This window comes from Neisseria sp. P0021.S005, assembly GCF_051956955.1.
This window is the reverse complement of sequence record NZ_JBQCWY010000020.1, coordinates 1-18,176: the sequence shown is the minus strand read 5'-3', so window position 1 is coordinate 18,176 and position 18,176 is coordinate 1. Positions and strand designations below refer to the sequence as shown.

General features: G+C 50.0%; 12 protein-coding genes, 1 tRNA gene and 3 pseudogenes. 5 read left to right on the top strand and 11 right to left on the bottom strand.

What is annotated here, in order from left to right:
- The 3 genes and pseudogenes from ACTHUE_RS02610 to ACTHUE_RS02600 form a co-directional block, all read right to left on the bottom strand.
- A pseudogene (locus ACTHUE_RS02610) lies at nt 1-463 on the bottom strand (glycogen debranching protein GlgX); the annotation flags it as partial.
- Nucleotides 464-608: 145 nt separating this feature from the next.
- Complete coding sequence (gene glgB, locus ACTHUE_RS02605) at nt 609-4,895, bottom strand: 1,4-alpha-glucan branching protein GlgB (RefSeq protein WP_070695362.1); 4,287 nt, start codon at nt 4,893-4,895, stop codon at nt 609-611.
- Nucleotides 4,896-5,112: 217 nt separating this feature from the next.
- Entirely contained in the window at nt 5,113-5,595 is a 483-nt protein-coding gene (locus ACTHUE_RS02600; RefSeq protein WP_070695361.1) for an FKBP-type peptidyl-prolyl cis-trans isomerase, read from the bottom strand.
- A gap of 508 nt (nt 5,596-6,103) precedes the next feature.
- Here ACTHUE_RS02600 and ACTHUE_RS02595 point away from each other — a divergent pair.
- Nucleotides 6,104-6,349 (top strand): hypothetical protein, encoded by a 246-nt coding sequence (locus ACTHUE_RS02595; protein WP_070695360.1) that lies wholly within the window; start codon nt 6,104-6,106, stop codon nt 6,347-6,349.
- Nucleotides 6,350-6,444: 95 nt separating this feature from the next.
- On the top strand, nt 6,445-7,818 hold the full coding sequence (locus ACTHUE_RS02590) for an FAD-binding oxidoreductase (protein ID WP_070695359.1): 1,374 nt from the start codon (nt 6,445-6,447) through the stop codon (nt 7,816-7,818).
- A 54-nt stretch (nt 7,819-7,872) separates the two neighbouring features.
- On the opposite strand, the gene ACTHUE_RS02585 is transcribed toward ACTHUE_RS02590, so the two are convergent.
- Together ACTHUE_RS02585 and ACTHUE_RS02580 are read right to left on the bottom strand one after the other, a co-directional pair.
- Nucleotides 7,873-8,703: a symmetrical bis(5'-nucleosyl)-tetraphosphatase gene (locus ACTHUE_RS02585; protein WP_003746004.1), complete on the bottom strand. Its 831-nt coding sequence runs from the start codon at nt 8,701-8,703 to the stop codon at nt 7,873-7,875.
- A 69-nt stretch (nt 8,704-8,772) separates the two neighbouring features.
- A complete protein-coding gene (locus tag ACTHUE_RS02580; RefSeq protein WP_003746001.1) occupies nt 8,773-9,162 on the bottom strand; it encodes a RidA family protein in 390 nt (129 codons plus the stop codon).
- A gap of 170 nt (nt 9,163-9,332) precedes the next feature.
- Here ACTHUE_RS02580 and yaaA point away from each other — a divergent pair, with 170 nt between their 5' ends.
- Nucleotides 9,333-10,112, top strand: coding sequence for a peroxide stress protein YaaA (gene yaaA, locus ACTHUE_RS02575; RefSeq protein ID WP_070695402.1), 780 nt, complete (start codon nt 9,333-9,335; stop codon nt 10,110-10,112).
- Between the two features lie 79 nt (nt 10,113-10,191).
- Nucleotides 10,192-10,282 (top strand) — tRNA-Ser (locus ACTHUE_RS02570).
- 243 nt (nt 10,283-10,525) lie between these two features.
- Here ACTHUE_RS02570 and ACTHUE_RS02565 read toward each other — a convergent pair.
- A pseudogene (locus tag ACTHUE_RS02565) lies at nt 10,526-10,736 on the bottom strand (IS30 family transposase); the annotation flags it as partial.
- A gap of 195 nt (nt 10,737-10,931) precedes the next feature.
- Here ACTHUE_RS02565 and ACTHUE_RS02560 point away from each other — a divergent pair.
- Nucleotides 10,932-12,209, top strand: a complete 1,278-nt coding sequence (locus ACTHUE_RS02560) for an O-acetylhomoserine aminocarboxypropyltransferase/cysteine synthase family protein (protein WP_049335542.1) — start codon at nt 10,932-10,934, stop codon at nt 12,207-12,209.
- Nucleotides 12,210-12,288: 79 nt separating this feature from the next.
- On the opposite strand, the gene ACTHUE_RS02555 is transcribed toward ACTHUE_RS02560, so the two are convergent.
- The 5 genes and pseudogenes from ACTHUE_RS02555 to ACTHUE_RS02535 form a co-directional block, all read right to left on the bottom strand.
- Nucleotides 12,289-13,893 carry an ABC transporter ATP-binding protein gene (locus ACTHUE_RS02555; protein ID WP_049335541.1) on the bottom strand — a complete coding sequence of 535 codons (1,605 nt, stop codon included), beginning with the start codon at nt 13,891-13,893 and terminating at the stop codon, nt 12,289-12,291.
- Between the two features lie 24 nt (nt 13,894-13,917).
- A complete protein-coding gene (gene oppC / locus ACTHUE_RS02550; protein WP_049335539.1) occupies nt 13,918-14,826 on the bottom strand; it encodes an oligopeptide ABC transporter permease OppC in 909 nt (302 codons plus the stop codon).
- A gap of 72 nt (nt 14,827-14,898) precedes the next feature.
- Nucleotides 14,899-15,819 carry an oligopeptide ABC transporter permease OppB gene (gene oppB, locus ACTHUE_RS02545; protein WP_036472303.1) on the bottom strand — a complete coding sequence of 307 codons (921 nt, stop codon included), beginning with the start codon at nt 15,817-15,819 and terminating at the stop codon, nt 14,899-14,901.
- Between the two features lie 232 nt (nt 15,820-16,051).
- A complete protein-coding gene (locus ACTHUE_RS02540) occupies nt 16,052-17,848 on the bottom strand; it encodes an aminopeptidase P family protein (RefSeq protein WP_049335537.1) in 1,797 nt (598 codons plus the stop codon).
- Between the two features lie 75 nt (nt 17,849-17,923).
- Nucleotides 17,924-18,176 (bottom strand): annotated as a pseudogene (locus tag ACTHUE_RS02535) (oligopeptide ABC transporter substrate-binding protein OppA); the annotation flags it as partial.

Sequence of the window (18,176 nt, the reverse complement as noted above, 5' to 3'; positions counted from 1 at the left end):
TGCCCCACGGTATTTCCGGACGGCAATCTTTGGCCCAATTAAATCGGCTGCGTCCGACCACGACGCTTTTCGGCGCAACGGCGGCATTGTCGCGTTCATCTTCCGGCCTGAACCATGCCATTTCTTCGGCGTTACGGTAGCTTGGTTTGCCGTCAATTTTTTTGGAATACGGGTCAATCAGCAATTTATTGGGATTGAAACATGAGCCATATTCTGCGTTTTCACGTCCATACACGCGGAAACCGTATCGCTGCCCTGCCTTAACATCCGGCACAAATCCGTAAAATACCGAACCGCGCCGCGAAGGCATCTCCAAACGGGTTTCTTTATCCTTATCAAACAGACACAATTCGACCTTTTCGGCATTGATGGAAAACAAGGTAAAATTCGAGCCCTTGCTTGTCAGGGTCGCGCCCATGGGATAAGGCTTGCCTTCCTCGATATGCCATGATTTGGCAGACATAGAATGATTCCTTGGTATGTATTTGGTTTCGTGTCCAATATAAGGCCGTCTGAAAATCTTTCAGACGGCCTTGAGTCATATTGATACCACTATCTTTTAATTTTCAGCTGATTGGGCAGGCAGGATGCCCACCCTCAAAGTTGATTTACGCTTCTTCTTTGACTGCCGCCTGATACAGGTAAACAGTTGCCAACGGCGGTACGGTCACAGACAGGGAATTTGGTTTGCCATGCGACCAAACTTCTTCTGTCTCCACCGTTGCGCCGGCAGAAACGCCGCTGCCTTTGTAATGCAGGTCGTCTGAATTGAGGATTTCGCGGTATTCGCCGGCAGAATTCACACCGAAGCGGTAACCTTCACGCACTACAGGCGTGAAGTTGCTGATGACGATAACGCGGTTGCCTTCGCGGTCGCGGCGTTCGAAGACAAAAACGGAATTATTGCCGTCGTCAGCGACCAGCCATTCAAAGCCTTCCGGCCATTGGTCAAGCTGGTAAAGCGGCGCGGTGTCTTTATAGACATGGTTCAATTCGCGTACGAAGTCTTGTACGCCTTTGTGCCAGCCGCCCTCTTGCTCCAGCAGGAACCAATCCAGTCCTTCGTTGTAGTTCCATTCTCGGCCTTGTGCAAACTCGCTGCCCATAAACAAAAGTTTTTTGCCGGGGAAGCCGTACATAAAGCCGTAGTAGGCGCGCAGGTTGGCAAATTGTTGCCAACAGTCGCCGGGCATCCGTCCGAGCAGCGAGCGTTTGCCGTGTACGACTTCATCGTGTGAAAGTGGCAGGACGAAGTTTTCGCTGTACTGGTACATCATGCCGAAGGTCATTTTGTTGTGGTGATATTTGCGGTTGATGGGATCTTCCATCATGTAACGCAAAGTATCATTCATCCAGCCCATATTCCATTTGAAGCTGAAGTTCAAACCTTCTTGGCGGGTCACATTGGCGAATGAAGTAGATTCTTCGGCAATTTCGGTCGCAGCCGGAACTTCCTCTTTCAACATGGTGTTGGTATCGCGCAGGAAAGCGATGGCTTCAAGGTTTTCATGGCCGCCGTATTGGTTCGGAATCCACTCGCCGTCTTTGCGTGAGTAGTTGCGGTAAATCATCGAAGCAACCGCGTCAACGCGGATACCGTCGAAGCCGAAACGTTCTATCCAATACAGGGCGTTGCCTTGCAGGAAGTTTTTCACTTCGTTTCTGCCGAAGTTGTAAATCAGGGTGTTCCAGTCTTGATGGTAGCCTTCGCGCGGATCGGCGTGTTCGTACAGCGCGGTGCCGTCAAACTTGGCCAGGCCGTGGTCGTCGGTCGGGAAGTGTCCGACCACCCAGTCGAGGATAACGCTGATGCCTTCGTCGTGCGCGGCTTTAATCAATGCGCGCAATTCTTCCGGCGAACCGAAACGGCTGGTCGGCGCATACAAACCGGTTGCCTGATAGCCCCATGAGCCGTCAAACGGATATTCGGAAACAGGCAGGAACTCGATATGGGTGAAGCCCATGTCTTTGACGTATGCGACCAATTCTTTGGCGAGCTGTTCGTAAGTCAGCCAGAAATTGTTTTCCGGATTGCGCTTCCACGAACCCAAATGTACTTCATAAATGCTGATCGGCGCATCAATGGCGTTGGCGCGGGCGCGGAAGGCCGGTTCTTCCACTTCGTCAGGCAAGCCGCGCACGATAGATGCCGTGGTCGGGCGTAGTTCCGCACCAAAAGCATACGGGTCGGCTTTTTCGCGCACATTGCCGTTGGCATCGCGGATTTCAAATTTGTAGAGGGCATTGAGTTTGACGGCAGGAATGAAGATGTCCCAAATGCCGTTGTCGCGGTGGAAACGCATGACGTGGCGGCGGCCGTCCCAGTTGTTGAACTCGCCGATAACGGAAACGCGTTGCGCATTGGGCGCCCAGACGGCAAAACGTACACCCTTCACGCCGTCCAACTCGGCAAAATGCGCGCCTAAAGTCTCATAAGGACGCAGGTGTTTGCCTTCGGCCAACAGCCAGGAATCCATGTCTTGCAACGCAGAGCCGAAATGATAAGGGTCTTCTTCAATCACTGGCTCGGTATCTTCGGTGTAACGGATACGCAAAGCGTAATCGGGCGCATCATCGGGCAAGACGGCCACAAAGAAACCGCGTTCATCAATTTTTTCAGACGGCACGATGAGTTCGCCGCTGCGGCGGTTCACGATATCCACGCTTACTGCGCCGGGAATCAAAACGCGTACCACTTCATCGCCCTCTGCAAGGCGGTGTCGTCCCAGATAAGCGAACACATCGCTATGGGTGGCAAGAAACAGGCTTTCGACCGTATCGCGCTCGATTTGGTCAAGTTCATGATAAGTCTTGATTTGGCTGTTTGTTTTCATGCGTACCTCGTCAATAATGGCAAGTTGGCCGCCCATGAGGCGGTGTTGTAGGAAATCTTCCAAAGAAACCGGCATTTTTTGCGCCCAGTTCGGATAGCCTTCGGTCACACCCGGGACATTCAGATTGTCAATGACGCCCAGCAGGTTTTCCAGTTGTACGGCGTAAAGCTTGCTGCGGCTCAATGCGCCGTATTTATGCAAAGCCGCCAGCAAGGTTTCATCGGCTTTTGCCGGCATTTGTACGTCTGCACCCAGACAACCGGTTTCTTTCAATTTATCCAGCAAATCGGCTTTATCGTGTTCGCGCTCATCCAAGGCCGTCTGAAAAGCGGCTGCATCAGGCAGAGTACCAAGTTTGAACATCGTATCCAAATCTTTGCCTGTCCAATAGCCAGCCAAAGGCGCAACATCGTGGGTGCTGATGACCGTAATCGCCTGCTCGGGGTATTCTTCCGGCAATTGGAAACCGTTCCAGCCCTTGCTGAAATACATTACTTTGTATGAGAACACCTGATAGCGGTTGAGCAGATGGCGGGCTTCGTCAGGTACCGTCCCCAAATCCTCGCCGATGATGACGCAACGGTTGCGCCGGCTTTCCAACGCCAAAATAGCAAACATCACTTCGGCATCGTAATGCACATACGCGCCGAAATCCGCCGTTTTACCGTTTAACACCCACCACAAACGGCACAATGCCATCACATGGTCGATCCGCAATACGCCATACAGGCGCATGTTTTCGCGCAGCAGATGGGCAAATTTTTCATAGCCCGTATGCTTCAACATCGACGGATTAAGCGGCGGCAAATCCCAATTCTGCCCTGTCGGCCCCAAAGGATCGGGCGGTGCGCCGACTGACAAGTCCATACAATAATCTTGGCGGTTTAACCAAGTATCCGCGCTGCCGCGCGCCACGCCGACTGCCAAATCGCCGTAAATGCCGAGTTTGACACCGTATTCGGCAGCGGCTTGGTTGACTTCGCGCAACTGCTCCGCACAAAGCCATTGCAACCACATATAAAAACGGATTTCACGTTCATGGCTGCGTGCGAATTTTTCTACCGCTTCGCCATCAGGCTGATGAAATTCAGACGGCCATGACTGCCAACCCACTTGCCCTGGGCGGCTGTAATACTGGTCCAAAGCCTCAAACAAACCGAAGCCCCGTAAGGCTTTGCCTTTTTCTAATACAAAAGCTTCAAATGCAGCGCGTTCATTTTCCGCAGCTTCGCAAGTATCTTGTTCAAACGCGTTAAACGCCATGTGCAGCGCATCACGCTTGCACGCCCAAACCGCGGTATAAGTCACCGTTTCCGTGATACGCAAAGCAGCGATGCGCTGACGGATTTTCGGTTGCGCCAGCCAGTTTTTCAGTTGCTCGTTATAAGTGAACGCACCGACCTTCTCAACATCCAAATAAATCGGATTGAGCCATTCGCGCGAAGAAGGGCTATACGGGCTGGCAAAGGCGGGCTTGCTGGTAAACAAAGCGTGCAAAGGGTTAATACCGACAAAATCCAGCTTTTTCTCCGCCGCATATTTCATCAGGTTCAACAAATCGGTAAAGTCGCCTATACCCCAGTTGCGCTCAGAACGCAGGCTGTACAAATGCATGGTCAAACCATTCATCCGTCCGCCATTGGCAAGCAGTTTAGGCTGATAAACCGATTCAGGCGCAACAATCAGGCGCACAAAGCAACTTTTGCCGCCGGTCTCGGCCGACAAAGTGTAATAACCGCAAGCCAGTTGGGGCAGCTTAATCCAAAGCGTATCGTTGTCGCCCGGATACAAAGTCAAGGTCTGACATTTATCTGCTTCATCAATCAATACGACTGCTTCAGCACCATGAAATTCAGACGGCATCTGTAAAGATTCTTCGCCATTTTCATGCGCAACCATCGTATTCAAATAAAGGCCGTCTGAATCCGGTTTGCTTTTATCCAAAACAGCGACAATCGATTCCAAAACTTCCGTTTTGGTCACATGATAAGTGCCGTTGATGTCGTGGTAACCTAAATCAATACCGGCCTGCACCGCCTGCTGCTCCAATGTTTCACTCATTGCATTCTGCCTGTTTTACCAATATCTGAATCTTAATACAGATTCTGCCGCACCGTGATATGTAATTCATTGTAGTCTCAAACAAACCCCATATTTCCCCGCTTGATTTGACCTGAGCCAAAATTTCCTATTTATCTGTCTTGTAAAAACTTAAAGGCCGTCTGAAAAGGAGGATTTCATTCCTTTTCAGACGGCCTTTATCATGCTTTAAGCCTGATTAGTGATGGTGATGACCGTGCGGACCATGTACGTGACCGTGGGCAATTTCTTCCTCGGTCGCATCGCGCACGCCCTCAACAGTCGCTTTGAACAATACTTTCATACCGGCCAAAGGATGGTTGCCGTCCACCACGGCTTTGCCGTCGGCAACATCGGTTACACGATAAATCAATACATCACCGGTTTCCGGATCATCGGCTTCAAACATCATGCCGACTTCGACTTCAACAGGAAACACGCTGACATCTTCAATACGCACCAGATCAGGATCTTGTTCGCCGAAAGCATCATCGGGCGACAAAGCCACTTCGACGGTATCGCCTACATTTTTGCCGTGCAACGCTTCTTCCACCAAAGGGAAAATACCGTCATAACCGCCATGCAGGTAAGCAATCGGCTCTTCGGTTTTGTCCAACAGCTGGTTGTTGGCATCGTACATTTCATAATGCAGGGAAACTACGGAATTTTTAACAATAGACATCATGCCGTCCTTAATCAATATTTAAAAGTTACGCTACGGTTATTCTATCACAGCCGCAACCAAACAATCGGCTTGCTTTAATAAATACCCCATTCAAATGCGACAAAAAGATAAAAGCCTATATAAAAAAGCAAAATCAAATGATTTCAATAAGCAGAAGTTGCTTTTTCACAACACAAAGTGATTAAATTACAAAAAACTTCCCCAAAGCAAAAACATTCCAAACCCTTAAAACCAATAACAAATAAAACCACACAACCAATTGAATATAATATGTTTTTAAAATCTTCATCAATAATGAATATTTTCAGATGATTTTTCGCGCGCCAATATGATTTACATTATTTTCACTATTTTCGTATTGATTTTAGCCGGCAAACGGTTACGCAACGTTGCATTGACCTATCCCGTGGGGCATAATATCGAAAAATTCAGCAATGAATTTCTACTGTATAGGCCGTCTGACGGCTATTTTTAGTTTAAATCGATTTAAAAAAGGTTCTTAAAAATGAAAAAATCTCTGTTCGCTGCTGCTTTGTTGTCTTTAGCTTTGGCCGCTTGTGGCGGTGCTGATAAAGCTGCTGAAACTGCCGCTTCTGCTGCTTCTGAAGCCGCTGCTTCTGCTACTGAAGCTGCTGCTTCTACTGCTGATGCCGCTGCTTCTGCCGCTACCGAAGCTGCTGCTTCTGCTACTGAAGCTGCTGCGTCTGCTACTGATGCCGCTGCTTCTGCCGCTTCTGAAGCTGCTAAATAATATTCTTTTGAATATAAAAAAAGCAGGATACCATTGCGTATCCTGCTTTTTTACATTCCTCTCACTCCCCTTCCCGACTTTTCCGCCTGACTGCCATGCACCTTCACGACCGTTTTGCTGAGTTTCTTTCCGCCTCTGAAATCATCGAAGCCACTCCGGCCTTGTTAAACGACCAACGCCGCCGTTTTGTTTCTTCGCCGGATATTGTCTTACAGCCGAACTCTGTCGAAAGCGTGCAGAAAATCATGCGTTTCTGTTTTGAAAACCGCATCCGCGTCACCCCGCAAGGCGGCAATACCGGATTATGCGGCGCAACGGTAACCACCGAAGGCGTACTGCTCAACCTCTCCAAACTCAACCGCATCCGCGATATCAACCTTGCCGACAACAGCATGACGGTTGAGGCCGGCGTAATTTTGCAAAATGCCCAAAAGGCAGCAGACAAAGCAGGACGACTGTTTCCGCTCAGCCTTGCCAGCGAGGGCTCTTGCCAAATCGGCGGCAATATCGCCTGCAATGCAGGCGGTTTGAATGTCTTGCGTTACGGTAGCATGCGTGATTTGGTATTGGGTTTGGAAGTCGTTTTACCCAACGGCGAACTGGTTTCCCACCTTCAGCCCCTACACAAAAACACGACCGGCTACGACTTGCGCCATCTTTTTATCGGCAGCGAAGGAACATTAGGCATCATTACCGCCGCCACACTCAAACTCTTTGCCCAGCCCAAAACCAAAGCGACCGCATGGGTAGGCCTAGATGATATTGAATCTGCCGTCTCGCTTTTGACCGCTGTGCAAGGCCATTTTGCCGAACGCTTGACCAGTTTCGAGCTGATCAGCCGCTTTGCCCTCGATTTATCTTCGGAATTCAGCCAACTCAAAAAGCCTGCCGATGCGGAATGGCATATTTTGATTGAACTTGCCGACTCTGTTCCCGACGCAGGTTTGGATGAAAAGCTTGCCGAATTTCTCTATCAAAACGGATGGGAAAACAGTATCTTGGCGCAATCCGAGCAAGAACGCTCCGATTTGTGGACCCTGCGTGAAAATATTTCCGCCTCCCAACGCAAACTCGGCACCAGCATCAAACACGATATCGCCGTCCCTATCGCCCAAGTAGCCGCTTTTGTCCGCCAATGCGCGCCTGCCTTGGAAACCCGTTTCCCCGGCATACAAATTGTCTGCTTCGGACATTTAGGCGACGGTAGCCTGCATTACAATACATTCCTGCCCAACGTATTGAGCAACGAAGCCTACCAATACGAAGATGCCGTCAATACCATTGTTTATGAAAACATCCTTGCCTGCCACGGCACGATTGCCGCCGAACACGGCGTAGGCATCATCAAAAAACATTGGCTGCCCCGAGTGCGTACACAGGCCGAACTTGCTCTGATGCATGCCATCAAAAATCAGCTTGACCCTTACGGCATTATGAATCCGGGAAAACTCCTTCCTTCTTTGGATTAACCAATACAAAAAGGCCGTCTGAAACATTTCAGACGGCCTTTTATCTTATCCAAACTATTTTAATGCCGTTTTCCAGTCCAATCCGCCCAATGACGGTACCTGTATCACTTCGTTGGTATCCAAATTGACCGCTGTCAGCTCTCCGCCCCACAACGCACCGGTATCCAAAGCAATTACTTGGTCTGTGTTAACGTAGCCCAACGACGACCAATGCCCGAACACGGTAATATAATCCAAATTCTGCCTATCAGGCGCTTTAAACCAAGGGCGCAGGTAAAGCGGCATTTTCTTCAAAGTGGATTTATATTCGTAATCCAATTCGCCTTTGTACGTCAGCGCACGCATACGGGTAAAGACATTGACAATCATCCGCAGGCGCTCGTAGCCGGTCAAATCATCCGTCCACGCAGTCGGCTTGTTGCCGTACATTTTGCCAAAAAATTTTCTGTATTTTTTACCTTGCAATTCAGCCTCGGCTTCACGGGCAAGGCTTTCGGCCTTATCAACCGACCATTGCGGCAAAATACCGGCATGCACCATCACATGCCTGTTGCCGCGCACCAAAAGCGGTTGATGACGCAGCCAGTCCAATAGGGATTGACTCTCGGGATGGGTCAAAATCGGCTCAACCGTATCGCTGCGCTTGAGCGTGCCTTCACCGCAACCGACTGCCAAAAGATGCAAATCATGATTACCCAAAACCATTTGCACACTGCTGTCGTGTTCTTTGGCAAATTTCAAGGTTTCCAATGATTTCGGGCCGCGATTGACAATATCTCCGACCAGCCAAAGGGTGTCCGTACCATGATTAAAGCCGATTTTGGCAAGCAGCAAAGTCAGTTCGTCAAAGCAGCCTTGAATGTCTCCGATTGCGTAATGTGCCATTATTATTGTTTTCCGTTGTTATTCTTTTCAGACGGCCTCAAGCCCAGCTCAGGCCGTCTAAAACATCAATTATGCGTTTAAAACCAATACTGCTTCCGCTTCAACCTGAACGCCTTTAGGCAGGCTGGCCACACCAACTGCCGCACGCGCAGGGAAAGGTTGCTCGATAAATTCAGCCATCACTTCATTAAACACTGCAAAGTTGGCCAAATCAGTCAAATAAGCATTGAGTTTGACGATATCGTTCAAAGAACCGCCGGCCGCTTCGGCTACGGCTTGCAGGTTTTTAAATACTTGCACGGCTTCGGCACGGAAGTCACCATTACCGACCACAGTCATTGTGGCCGGATCCAAAGGAATCTGACCGCTCATATAAACCGTATCGCCTGCGCGGACTGCTTGGCTGTATGCACCAATTGCGGCAGGGGCTTTGTCAGTATGGATAATGGTTTTAGACATGATATTCTCCTCAAGTAGAAATGTCAGAAACAGGTGGAAGCTTCGAATTTTACTTTCAACAGAAATACGTTTCAATAAAAGCATTCAATTAATGCGTTTAGCCCGTCTTGTTCTTCCTCGATTTTAAACCTACAATCCCACACATTATTCATTTCAAAGCCGAAATTATTATGTTTTTTGTCTTATCCCCAGCCAAAAACCTCAACGAAAAAGACCCCTCCCCCGTCAGCAGCTTTACCCAGCCCGACCTTCTGCCCGAAGCAGAAATCCTGATGCAGGAGTTGCGTCAGCTTGCCCCTCAACAAATCGCCGAGCTGATGCACGTTTCCGACAAAATAGCCCTGCTCAACGCCGAACGCAATGCCGTATGGCACACGCCGTTTACACCTGAAAACGCCAAGCAGGCCGTATTTATGTTCAACGGCGACGTCTATGAAGGTATCGCCGCCGATACACTCAAGCCGGAGCAAATCGAATACCTGCAACAACACGTCCGCCTGCTCTCCGGCCTATACGGCGTACTGCGCCCGCTCGACTTGATGCAGCCCTACCGCTTGGAAATGGGCACGGTCTTTGCCAACTCGCGCGGTAAAAACCTCTACGAATTTTGGGGCGATAAAATTACCGACCTGCTCAACCAAACACTGAAGCAGGCCGGTAGCAACGTTTTAATCAACCTCGCCTCACAAGAATATTTCAAATCCGTCAACACCAAAAAACTCAACGCACGCCTGATTACGCCGATTTTTAAAGACGAGAAAAACGGCAAATACAAAATCATCAGCTTCTACGCCAAGCGTGCGCGCGGTTTGATGGTGCGCTACGCGGCAGAACACGGCATTACCGAGCCTGAAATGCTCAAAAACTTCGACTACGAAGGCTATTCATTCAATGAAGCAGCTTCAAACGAAGCCGAATGGGTATTCATGCGTAAAGAACAATCTAAATAAAAACAGAATCCTAGATATTTTTTCTAAAATACCTCTTGGCAAAGGCCGTAAGTTCCATTAGTATTACGGCTTCAAGAACGGAAGCGTGGCAGAGCGGTTTAATGCAACGGTCTTGAAAACCGTCGAGGGTTGATAGCCCTCCGTGAGTTCGAATCTCACCGCTTCCGCCATTCTTGATATTTTTTATCCAGTAAAAATGAAATGCGAGACTTGATGATTCAAGTCTTTTTTTATTTTCAAATCCAAAGAATACCCAAGGGCCGTCTGAAACTTTCTATAACGCAGTTTCAGACGGCCTAAAACCTTTAAAACTCCCCCAAATCCCTAAAGTCCTACCCAGACATTTAGGAATTTGAGGGATTTTTGCCAAGGTCTCCGCTTTTCTAATCTTTGCCGTCAATGGTATCTGCCTACCCATCACCAATGCGGAATTTTTGCTCAACCATGTGGGGCTTTTCCTATGCCGACGCGATCGTGCATTTTGCCTCAGAGCCGTGTGCTGCCGTATCATTTGCGGTAGGGTTTGCTGCATATTCTGAGCTGTTGCCAAAGAGTACTGCCGTTGCTTTTATCTTGGAGAAGGTCGCGGTAAACGGCATTATGATGGGGTGTCATTCGATGATGGTGTGGTGGTAGGACAGGTCTTGAATGTGATATCGTTCTTCTTGGGTCAGTTGAGTGTCGCTCAGGGTAATCTTTCTTATAGGAAAGGCTGTATGCTGCTACATACCGAACTTTTCCGTTATGGAAAGTTTGCCCTTCAAATCCGAATCTGCTGGCCTCTATTTATCATTATTTAATCGCTACAAGGATATTTAAATGAAACGGGAAACCATTGCCCTGCATGCAGGCTATCAATCCGAACCAACTACCAAATCCGCTGCTGTCCCCATTTACCAAACCACTTCCTACACTTTCGACAACACGCAACACGGCGCAGACTTGTTCAACCTTGATGTAGCGGGCAATATCTACACCCGTATGATGAATCCGACCACTGCCGTTTTGGAAGAACGCGTTGCCCGTTTGGAAGGCGGTATCGCCGCATTGGCTGTCGCCAGCGGTATGGCGGCAATTACCTATGCCGTTCAAACCTTGGCTGAAGCAGGCGACAACATCATTGCAACCAAAACCCTCTACGGCGGCACATACAATTTCTTTGCTCACAGCCTGCCGCGCCAAGGCATAGAAGTACGCTTTATCGATCCGGCCAAACCCGAAGAAATCGCCGCCAATACCGACAGCCGCACCAAACTGGTGTATTGCGAATCTATCGGCAATCCTGCCATCAATGTCGTTGATATTCCAGCATTCGCCCAAGCCGCGCACGCTCAAGGGCTACCACTAATGGTGGACAACACCGTTGCTACGCCTACATTGTTCCGCCCGATAGAACACGGAGCCGACATTGTTATCCAATCTCTGACAAAATACATCGGCGGCCACGGCACAACGATTGGCGGTGCCATTATCGACGGCGGCAAATTCCAATGGGCAGGCAATCCGCGTTTTGAAAAAACCTTCAATCAGCCTGATCCGTCTTACCACGGCGTAAACTACTGCGAACATTTTGGTGCGGCAGCCTATATCGCCCGTGCCCGTGTCGTCCCATTGCGTAATACCGGTGCCGCCCTGTCTCCGCACAGCGCATTTTTACTGCTTCAAGGTTTGGAAACCCTCGCCCTGCGTATGGAACGTCATTGCGAAAACGCCCTAAAAGTAGCCGAATTCTTAAAGAAACATCCGCGGGTCGAATGGGTGAACTATCCTGCACTGCCTGACAGTCCGTATAAAGCTTTGATTGACCGCGACTACGGCGGAAAAGCCTCAGGTTTGCTGAGTTTTGGTATTAAAGGCGGTCGTGAAGCCGGCGCGAAATTCATTGACGCACTGCAACTCTTCCTGCGTTTGGTGAATATCGGCGATGCCAAATCGCTGGCTACCCATCCTGCCACAACGACCCACCGTCAGCTTGACGATGCAGAACTCGCCGCAGCAGGCGTCAGCCCCGACATGGTACGCCTGAGCGTGGGTATCGAGCATATCGACGATTTGCTTGCCGACTTGGCGCAGGCATTGGATGCCGTACAGGCATAAGCAATCGCTCATTAGATGAAAAAAGCCTCCGCTTAAAAAGGCCGTCTGAAAATTTCTTTTCAGACGGCCTTTTCCTTTTCTACAAATCAAATGCGGCGTTAATCAAACGTTTGGTGTAATCGTTTTGCGGATGGTGGAAAATCTGATCCGCGCTGCCGTACTCAACCATTTCGCCCTGCTTCATCACGATCACATTATCGCTAACGGCGCGCACGACAGACAAATCATGACTGATGAACATATAAGTCAGGCCGTATTTCTTTTGCAAATCGCGCAAAAGCTCGACTACTTTGGATTGTACGGAACGGTCAAGTGCAGAAGTCGGCTCGTCCAAAAGAATGAATTTCGGGCGCAGGATAACGGCGCGTGCAATAGCTATACGCTGACGCTGGCCGCCGGAGAATTCATGCGGATAACGGTTGAGCGCGTCAAGCGGCAGGGACACTTCCTTCATGACTTCCAAAACGCGCTGGATACGTTCTTTTTTAGTCATCTCAGGATGATGAACCGTCAAACCTTCACCAATAATTTCACCAACTGTAAGGCGTGGGGAAAGCGAACCGAACGGATCTTGGAACACAATTTGCCGTTGCGATTTCAGACGGCATGCTTCCTCGGCTGTATAGTTTTTCAGGTCTTTGCCTTCAAAGAAGATATGGCCGGTATAAGGCAGCATCTGCATGACGGCTTTGCCCAGCGTGGATTTTCCGGAACCGGACTCGCCGACAACGCCCAATGTTTCCCCTTCTTTTATTTTGAGGCTGATGCCTTTGACGGCGTCGAAAGTTTTGAGCGGCTTGCCAAAAAAGCTTTGCTTCAATACGAAAGAAACATTGACATTATCGGCATCGATTAACACACCGGCGTTGTTTTCTTCCGGCTCTTTCATGCCTTTGGGAATGGCATTGATGAGTTCGGCGGTATATTCGTGCTTCGGATGGGCAAAAACTTCTTTGATTTTGCCGCGCTCGACAATTTCGCCGTTACGCATGACGCAGACGGTTTTGGAATAGTGTTCCGCCAAACCCAAATCGTGGGTAATGAAGATAATCGCCATGCCCATTTGCTGTTGCAAATCGTGGAGCAAATCGAGAATCTCGGCTTGAATGGTTACATCCAAAGCCGTGGTCGGTTCGTCGGCAATCAGCAGGTCAGGTTCATTAATGAGTGCCATGGCAATCATGATGCGTTGCAGCTGGCCGCCGGAAAACTCGTGTGGATATTGTTTCATGCGGCGTTCGGCTTCTTTGATGCCCACACGCTCCAACAATGCCAATGCCTTCAGCCCTGCTTCTTTGCGGCCGAGCTTTTTATTGTGCACACGCGCCGCTTCAATCAGTTGCGCACCGATACGCATAAACGGATTGAGCGAGGTCATCGGCTCTTGGAAAATCACGCTGATGCGGTTGCCGCGCAAATCACGCAGGGTTTTCTCATCGGCATCCAAAATGGAAATGCCGTCAAAAGTAATGCGCGAATCTTTGCCATAACGGGCAAACTTTTCAGGCAACAGGCGCATAACGGACATAGATGTTACAGACTTGCCCGAGCCGGACTCGCCGACCAAAGCCAATGTTTCGCCCTCTGCCACTTTAAAGCTGACATTACGCACGGCGTGCACGTTTTTTTCATGCAATTCAAAATTGATGTCCAGATTTTCTACAACCAGTAACTGTTTTGTCATTTTGATTATCCTTTTGGTTGTGGTTTAGCGGTCTTTCGGGTCGAGCGCATCGCGCAGGCCGTCGCCGATAAAGTTGAAACAGAACAAAGTGGTTACCAAGAAGAAACTCGGCACGAGCAGCTGCCATGGTGCGGCTTCCATCGAAATTGCGCCTTCTTGCAGCATCGAACCCCAACTGGTCATCGGCTCTTGCACACCCAAGCCCAAGAAGCTCAAGAAGGATTCAAACATAATCATGCCCGGTACCAGCAAAGAGGCATACACCATCACCACACCCAAAACATTCGGAATAATGTGGCGCGTTACGATTTTACGTTTTGCCACGCCGCTCACACGTGCCGCTTCGACAAACTCTTTATGCTTCAAGCTCAAGGTTTGGCCGCGCACGATACGCGCCACGTCCAGCCAAGACACCAAACCCACGGCGGCAAAAATCAAAAGCAAGTTGCGGCCGAAGAATGTGGTCAGCAGAATGACGAAAAACATAAACGGAAACGCGTTCAAAATTTCCAAAAAGCGCATCATCAGCGAATCGAGCTTACCGCCGATAAAGCCGGCAATCGCGCCATAAAGCGTACCGATGACAACAGCCACCAATGCGCCGGCCACACCGACCAGCAAGGAAATACGTCCGCCGGTTGCCGCACGCGACAGCAAATCACGGCCGAGCAAGTCCGTACCCAGATAGTGATGAGTAGAAAGGGACGGCGGAATCTGCATATTGTCCCAGTCGGTGAAGTCGTAGGTGTAGCGGACAATCCATGGTGCCACAATCACAAAAATACTGATCAGCAACAGGATAATAATGCTGTACACCGCCGCTTTGTTTTGTTTAAAACGCCGCCATGCGTCGCTCCACAGGCTTTTGCCGTGCACTTGGGCGTATTCTGCTGCCTCTGCGAGGGCCTGAGTCTGCTTCTTTTTGAATAACATAATGTTCTCTCTCGCTTTTTATTCTTTCTTCAGGCCGTCTGAACGTTTCAGACGGCCTTTGCGCAAATGGGATTAATAACGGATTTTCGGGTCAATAATGGCATACAGAATATCGAGGATGGCGTTGAACAAAATGGTCATAATGCCCACCAAAATCGTCAAACCCAAAATCATGCCGTAGTCGCGGTTGAGCGCGCCGTTGACAAATAATTGTCCGACGCCGGGAATACCGAACACGTTTTCAATCACAATGGAGCCGGTAATGATGCCAACGAATGCCGGGCCTAAGAAAGAAACAATCGGCAGCATGGCGGGACGCAGCGCATGGCGCAGGATGATGCGGCTCATGGGCAGGCCTTTGGCGCGTGCCGTACGGATAAAGGGGCTGTTCAATACTTCAATCATCGCACCCCGCGTAATCCGCGCGATACTGGACACATAACCGATGGACAAAGTAACGACAGGCAGAATCAAATTCATCAGTGCGCCATCGTTCCAGCCGCCTGCAGGCAGCCATTGCAGTCTGACAGCAAACACCAGCACCAATACCGGCGCCATCACAAAACTGGGAACAACGATACCGGTCATCGCGCCGCTCATTAGCGAATAATCCAGCCAGCTGTTTTGTTTTAAGGCGGCGATGATGCCGATAAACATGCCGAAGATGGCGGCAATCAAAAAGGCGTAGAAACCAAGTTCTGCCGATACTGGCAGGGATTGGGCAAGCAACTCATTAACGCTGAAATCTTTATATTTGAACGACGGCCCCAAATCCCCCTGCGCCAACTGCTTGAGGTAGTGGAAATATTGGAGGTACATCGGGTCATTGAGGTGGTATTTGGCTTCGATGTTGGCCATGACCGCAGGCGGCAAATTGCGTTCGCCTGTGAACGGGCTGCCCGGTGCAAGCCGCATCAGAAAAAACGATACGGTAATCAACACCAGCATGGTCGGGATGGAAGCACATATCCGTTTGATGATGAATTTCAACATAATCAGGCTGTCCTGTCTGAACATACCGGACTCGTGAAAACAAAGCTGACCTGAAGCGGAAATCGGATGAATGGCAGCAGGCGTCTGTAACGTCGCCGCGCCGGTTTCTCTCTCTATTCCGACCGGGTTATTGTTTTTATTCGGAGTCGGGTAAGGTTTTTTAGTTTTTAGATAATTGTTGTGATAAGGCCGTCTGAAACTTTGTATCCGCCGTTTCAGACGGCCTTTCACGTTAACGCGCCAAAGGTTTGGTGCGTTCAATCAGCCATGCTTTGGCCGCGCCTTCTGTCAAAGGCTCGAGACGGCGGCGCACTTCGGCGTGATATTGGTTCAGCCATTCGATTTCGCTGCCGGTCATCAGTTTGGTATCGATCAGGCGCGTATCGATTGGACAGAGGGTAACGGTCTCAAAATACAGGAATTTGCCGAACTCGGTTTCCTCTGGGTTTTCAACCGGACGGTTGATTACCAGGCTTTCGATACGGATACCCCATTTGCCCGGACGGTAAAGACCCGGCTCGTTGGAAGTCAGCATGCCTGACTTCATCGCGTGATGCGGTTGCGGCACGGCGGCAACGGCAATGCTTTGCGGACCTTCATGCACATTGAGGAAATAGCCCACGCCATGACCTGTACCGTGACCGTAATCACATTGCGCCTGCCAGAGTGATTTACGACAGATGGCATCAATCATCGGGCCTTTGATGTTTTCAGGGAAAATGGTTTCCGCCAGAGAAATATGCGCTTTCAACACCAAAGTGTAATCGCGCTTCATGGCCGCACTCGGATTGCCGACAGGCACCACACGCGTGATGTCGGTCGTACCGCCCCAGTATTGGCCGCCGGAGTCAATCAGCAGCATACCGTCGCCTTTGATTTTGCTGTTGTTTTCCGGTGTCGCGCTGTAATGAGGCAAGGCGGCATTGGCATTGTAGCCGGCGATGGTGTCGAAACTTGGCGAAATAAAGCCGGGACGTTGGCTGCGGTGTTTATAGAGCATGCCGTCGATGTCCAGCTCGCTCAATTCGCCGCCGTCTGCCAAGATTTGTTCAAACTCGGCAAAGAAGCCGCACAATGCCGCGCCGTCTTCCGCCATGGTATTGCGGATATGGGTAATGTCGGCATCGGATTTGACTGATTTGAAGAATGTACTTGGGTGGATGGCTTCAATCAAACGGACGTCTTCAGGCAGGCGGCGCAAAGTACCGACAGCGGTTTTGTTCGGATCAATCAGCAATGCGCCCTTAACGCCTGCCAAATAGTCCGCCGCTTGCGCATAAGGCAATACTTCAAAACCTGCCGCTTTCAAAGCTTCGGCAGATTCGGCTTTCAGACGGCCTGCATCGGTAAACAATACGGCTTTGTCTTGACTGATAAACAGATGGGACAAGAACACAGGGTTGAACGGCACATCATCACCGCGCAGATTGGTAATCCAAGCAATGTCATCCAAAGAAGAAACCAAATGTGCATCTGCGCCCTGCTCTTTCATGGCCGTACGGATACGGGCCAGTTTTTCGGCCGCAGTTTCGGAAACGTAGTCGGGATGGTGAACGTAGATTTCCGGAGTCGGCAATGCAGGACGGTCGTCCCATACTTCGTCCAACAAAGTTTCAGGATATTCGAGGCGGATGTTTTTGGCGGCAAGTGCCTGTTTCAAACCGCGCTCGCCGCTGAGTGCGAACATATCGGCAGGCGCGCCGACGACGGCGCCCTCGGGCAGATTTTGTGCCAACCATTCGGTATAAGGCGCATCAACGCCCATTTTTTGCAGCTCGATGCCGTTTGGCGCAAGCTGTTGGCCAGCCTGTTCCCAATAGCGGCTGTCGGTCCACACGCCTGCTTTATCGGCGGTTACCACCAAAGTGCCGGCCGAACCGGTAAAGCCGGAAAAATCGCGGCGTGCCTGCCAATGCTCGGGCAGGTATTCGGAAAGGTGTGGATCGGCGGAAGGAATGACAAACGCGTCCACGCCATGTTTTTTCATGGCTTCGTGTAAAGCGGACAAACGTTGTTGTACAGATTTCATGTGTTATGTCTCCTGTTGTTTCAGACGGCCTCTGTCATTAAGGCCGTCTGAAAACTTGTACTGTCTATAATCAATCTATTTTTTCGGTGCGAACGACCAGCTCTTGACCGTGTAGTTCCGCAAAGGGTCTTTGTCGGAATAGCCGATAATATCGGGTTTGACCATACGCACTTCAACCTGATGATACAGCGGAATCAGTGCAGCGTCTTCTTGAAGCTGCTTCTCCGCATCGGCATAGAGCTGGCTGCGCGCTTCCTTGCTGACACCATCTTTCAGCGTATTGTTCATAAATGTATCAAACGCCGCGCTTTTGTAGCGGAATGCATTG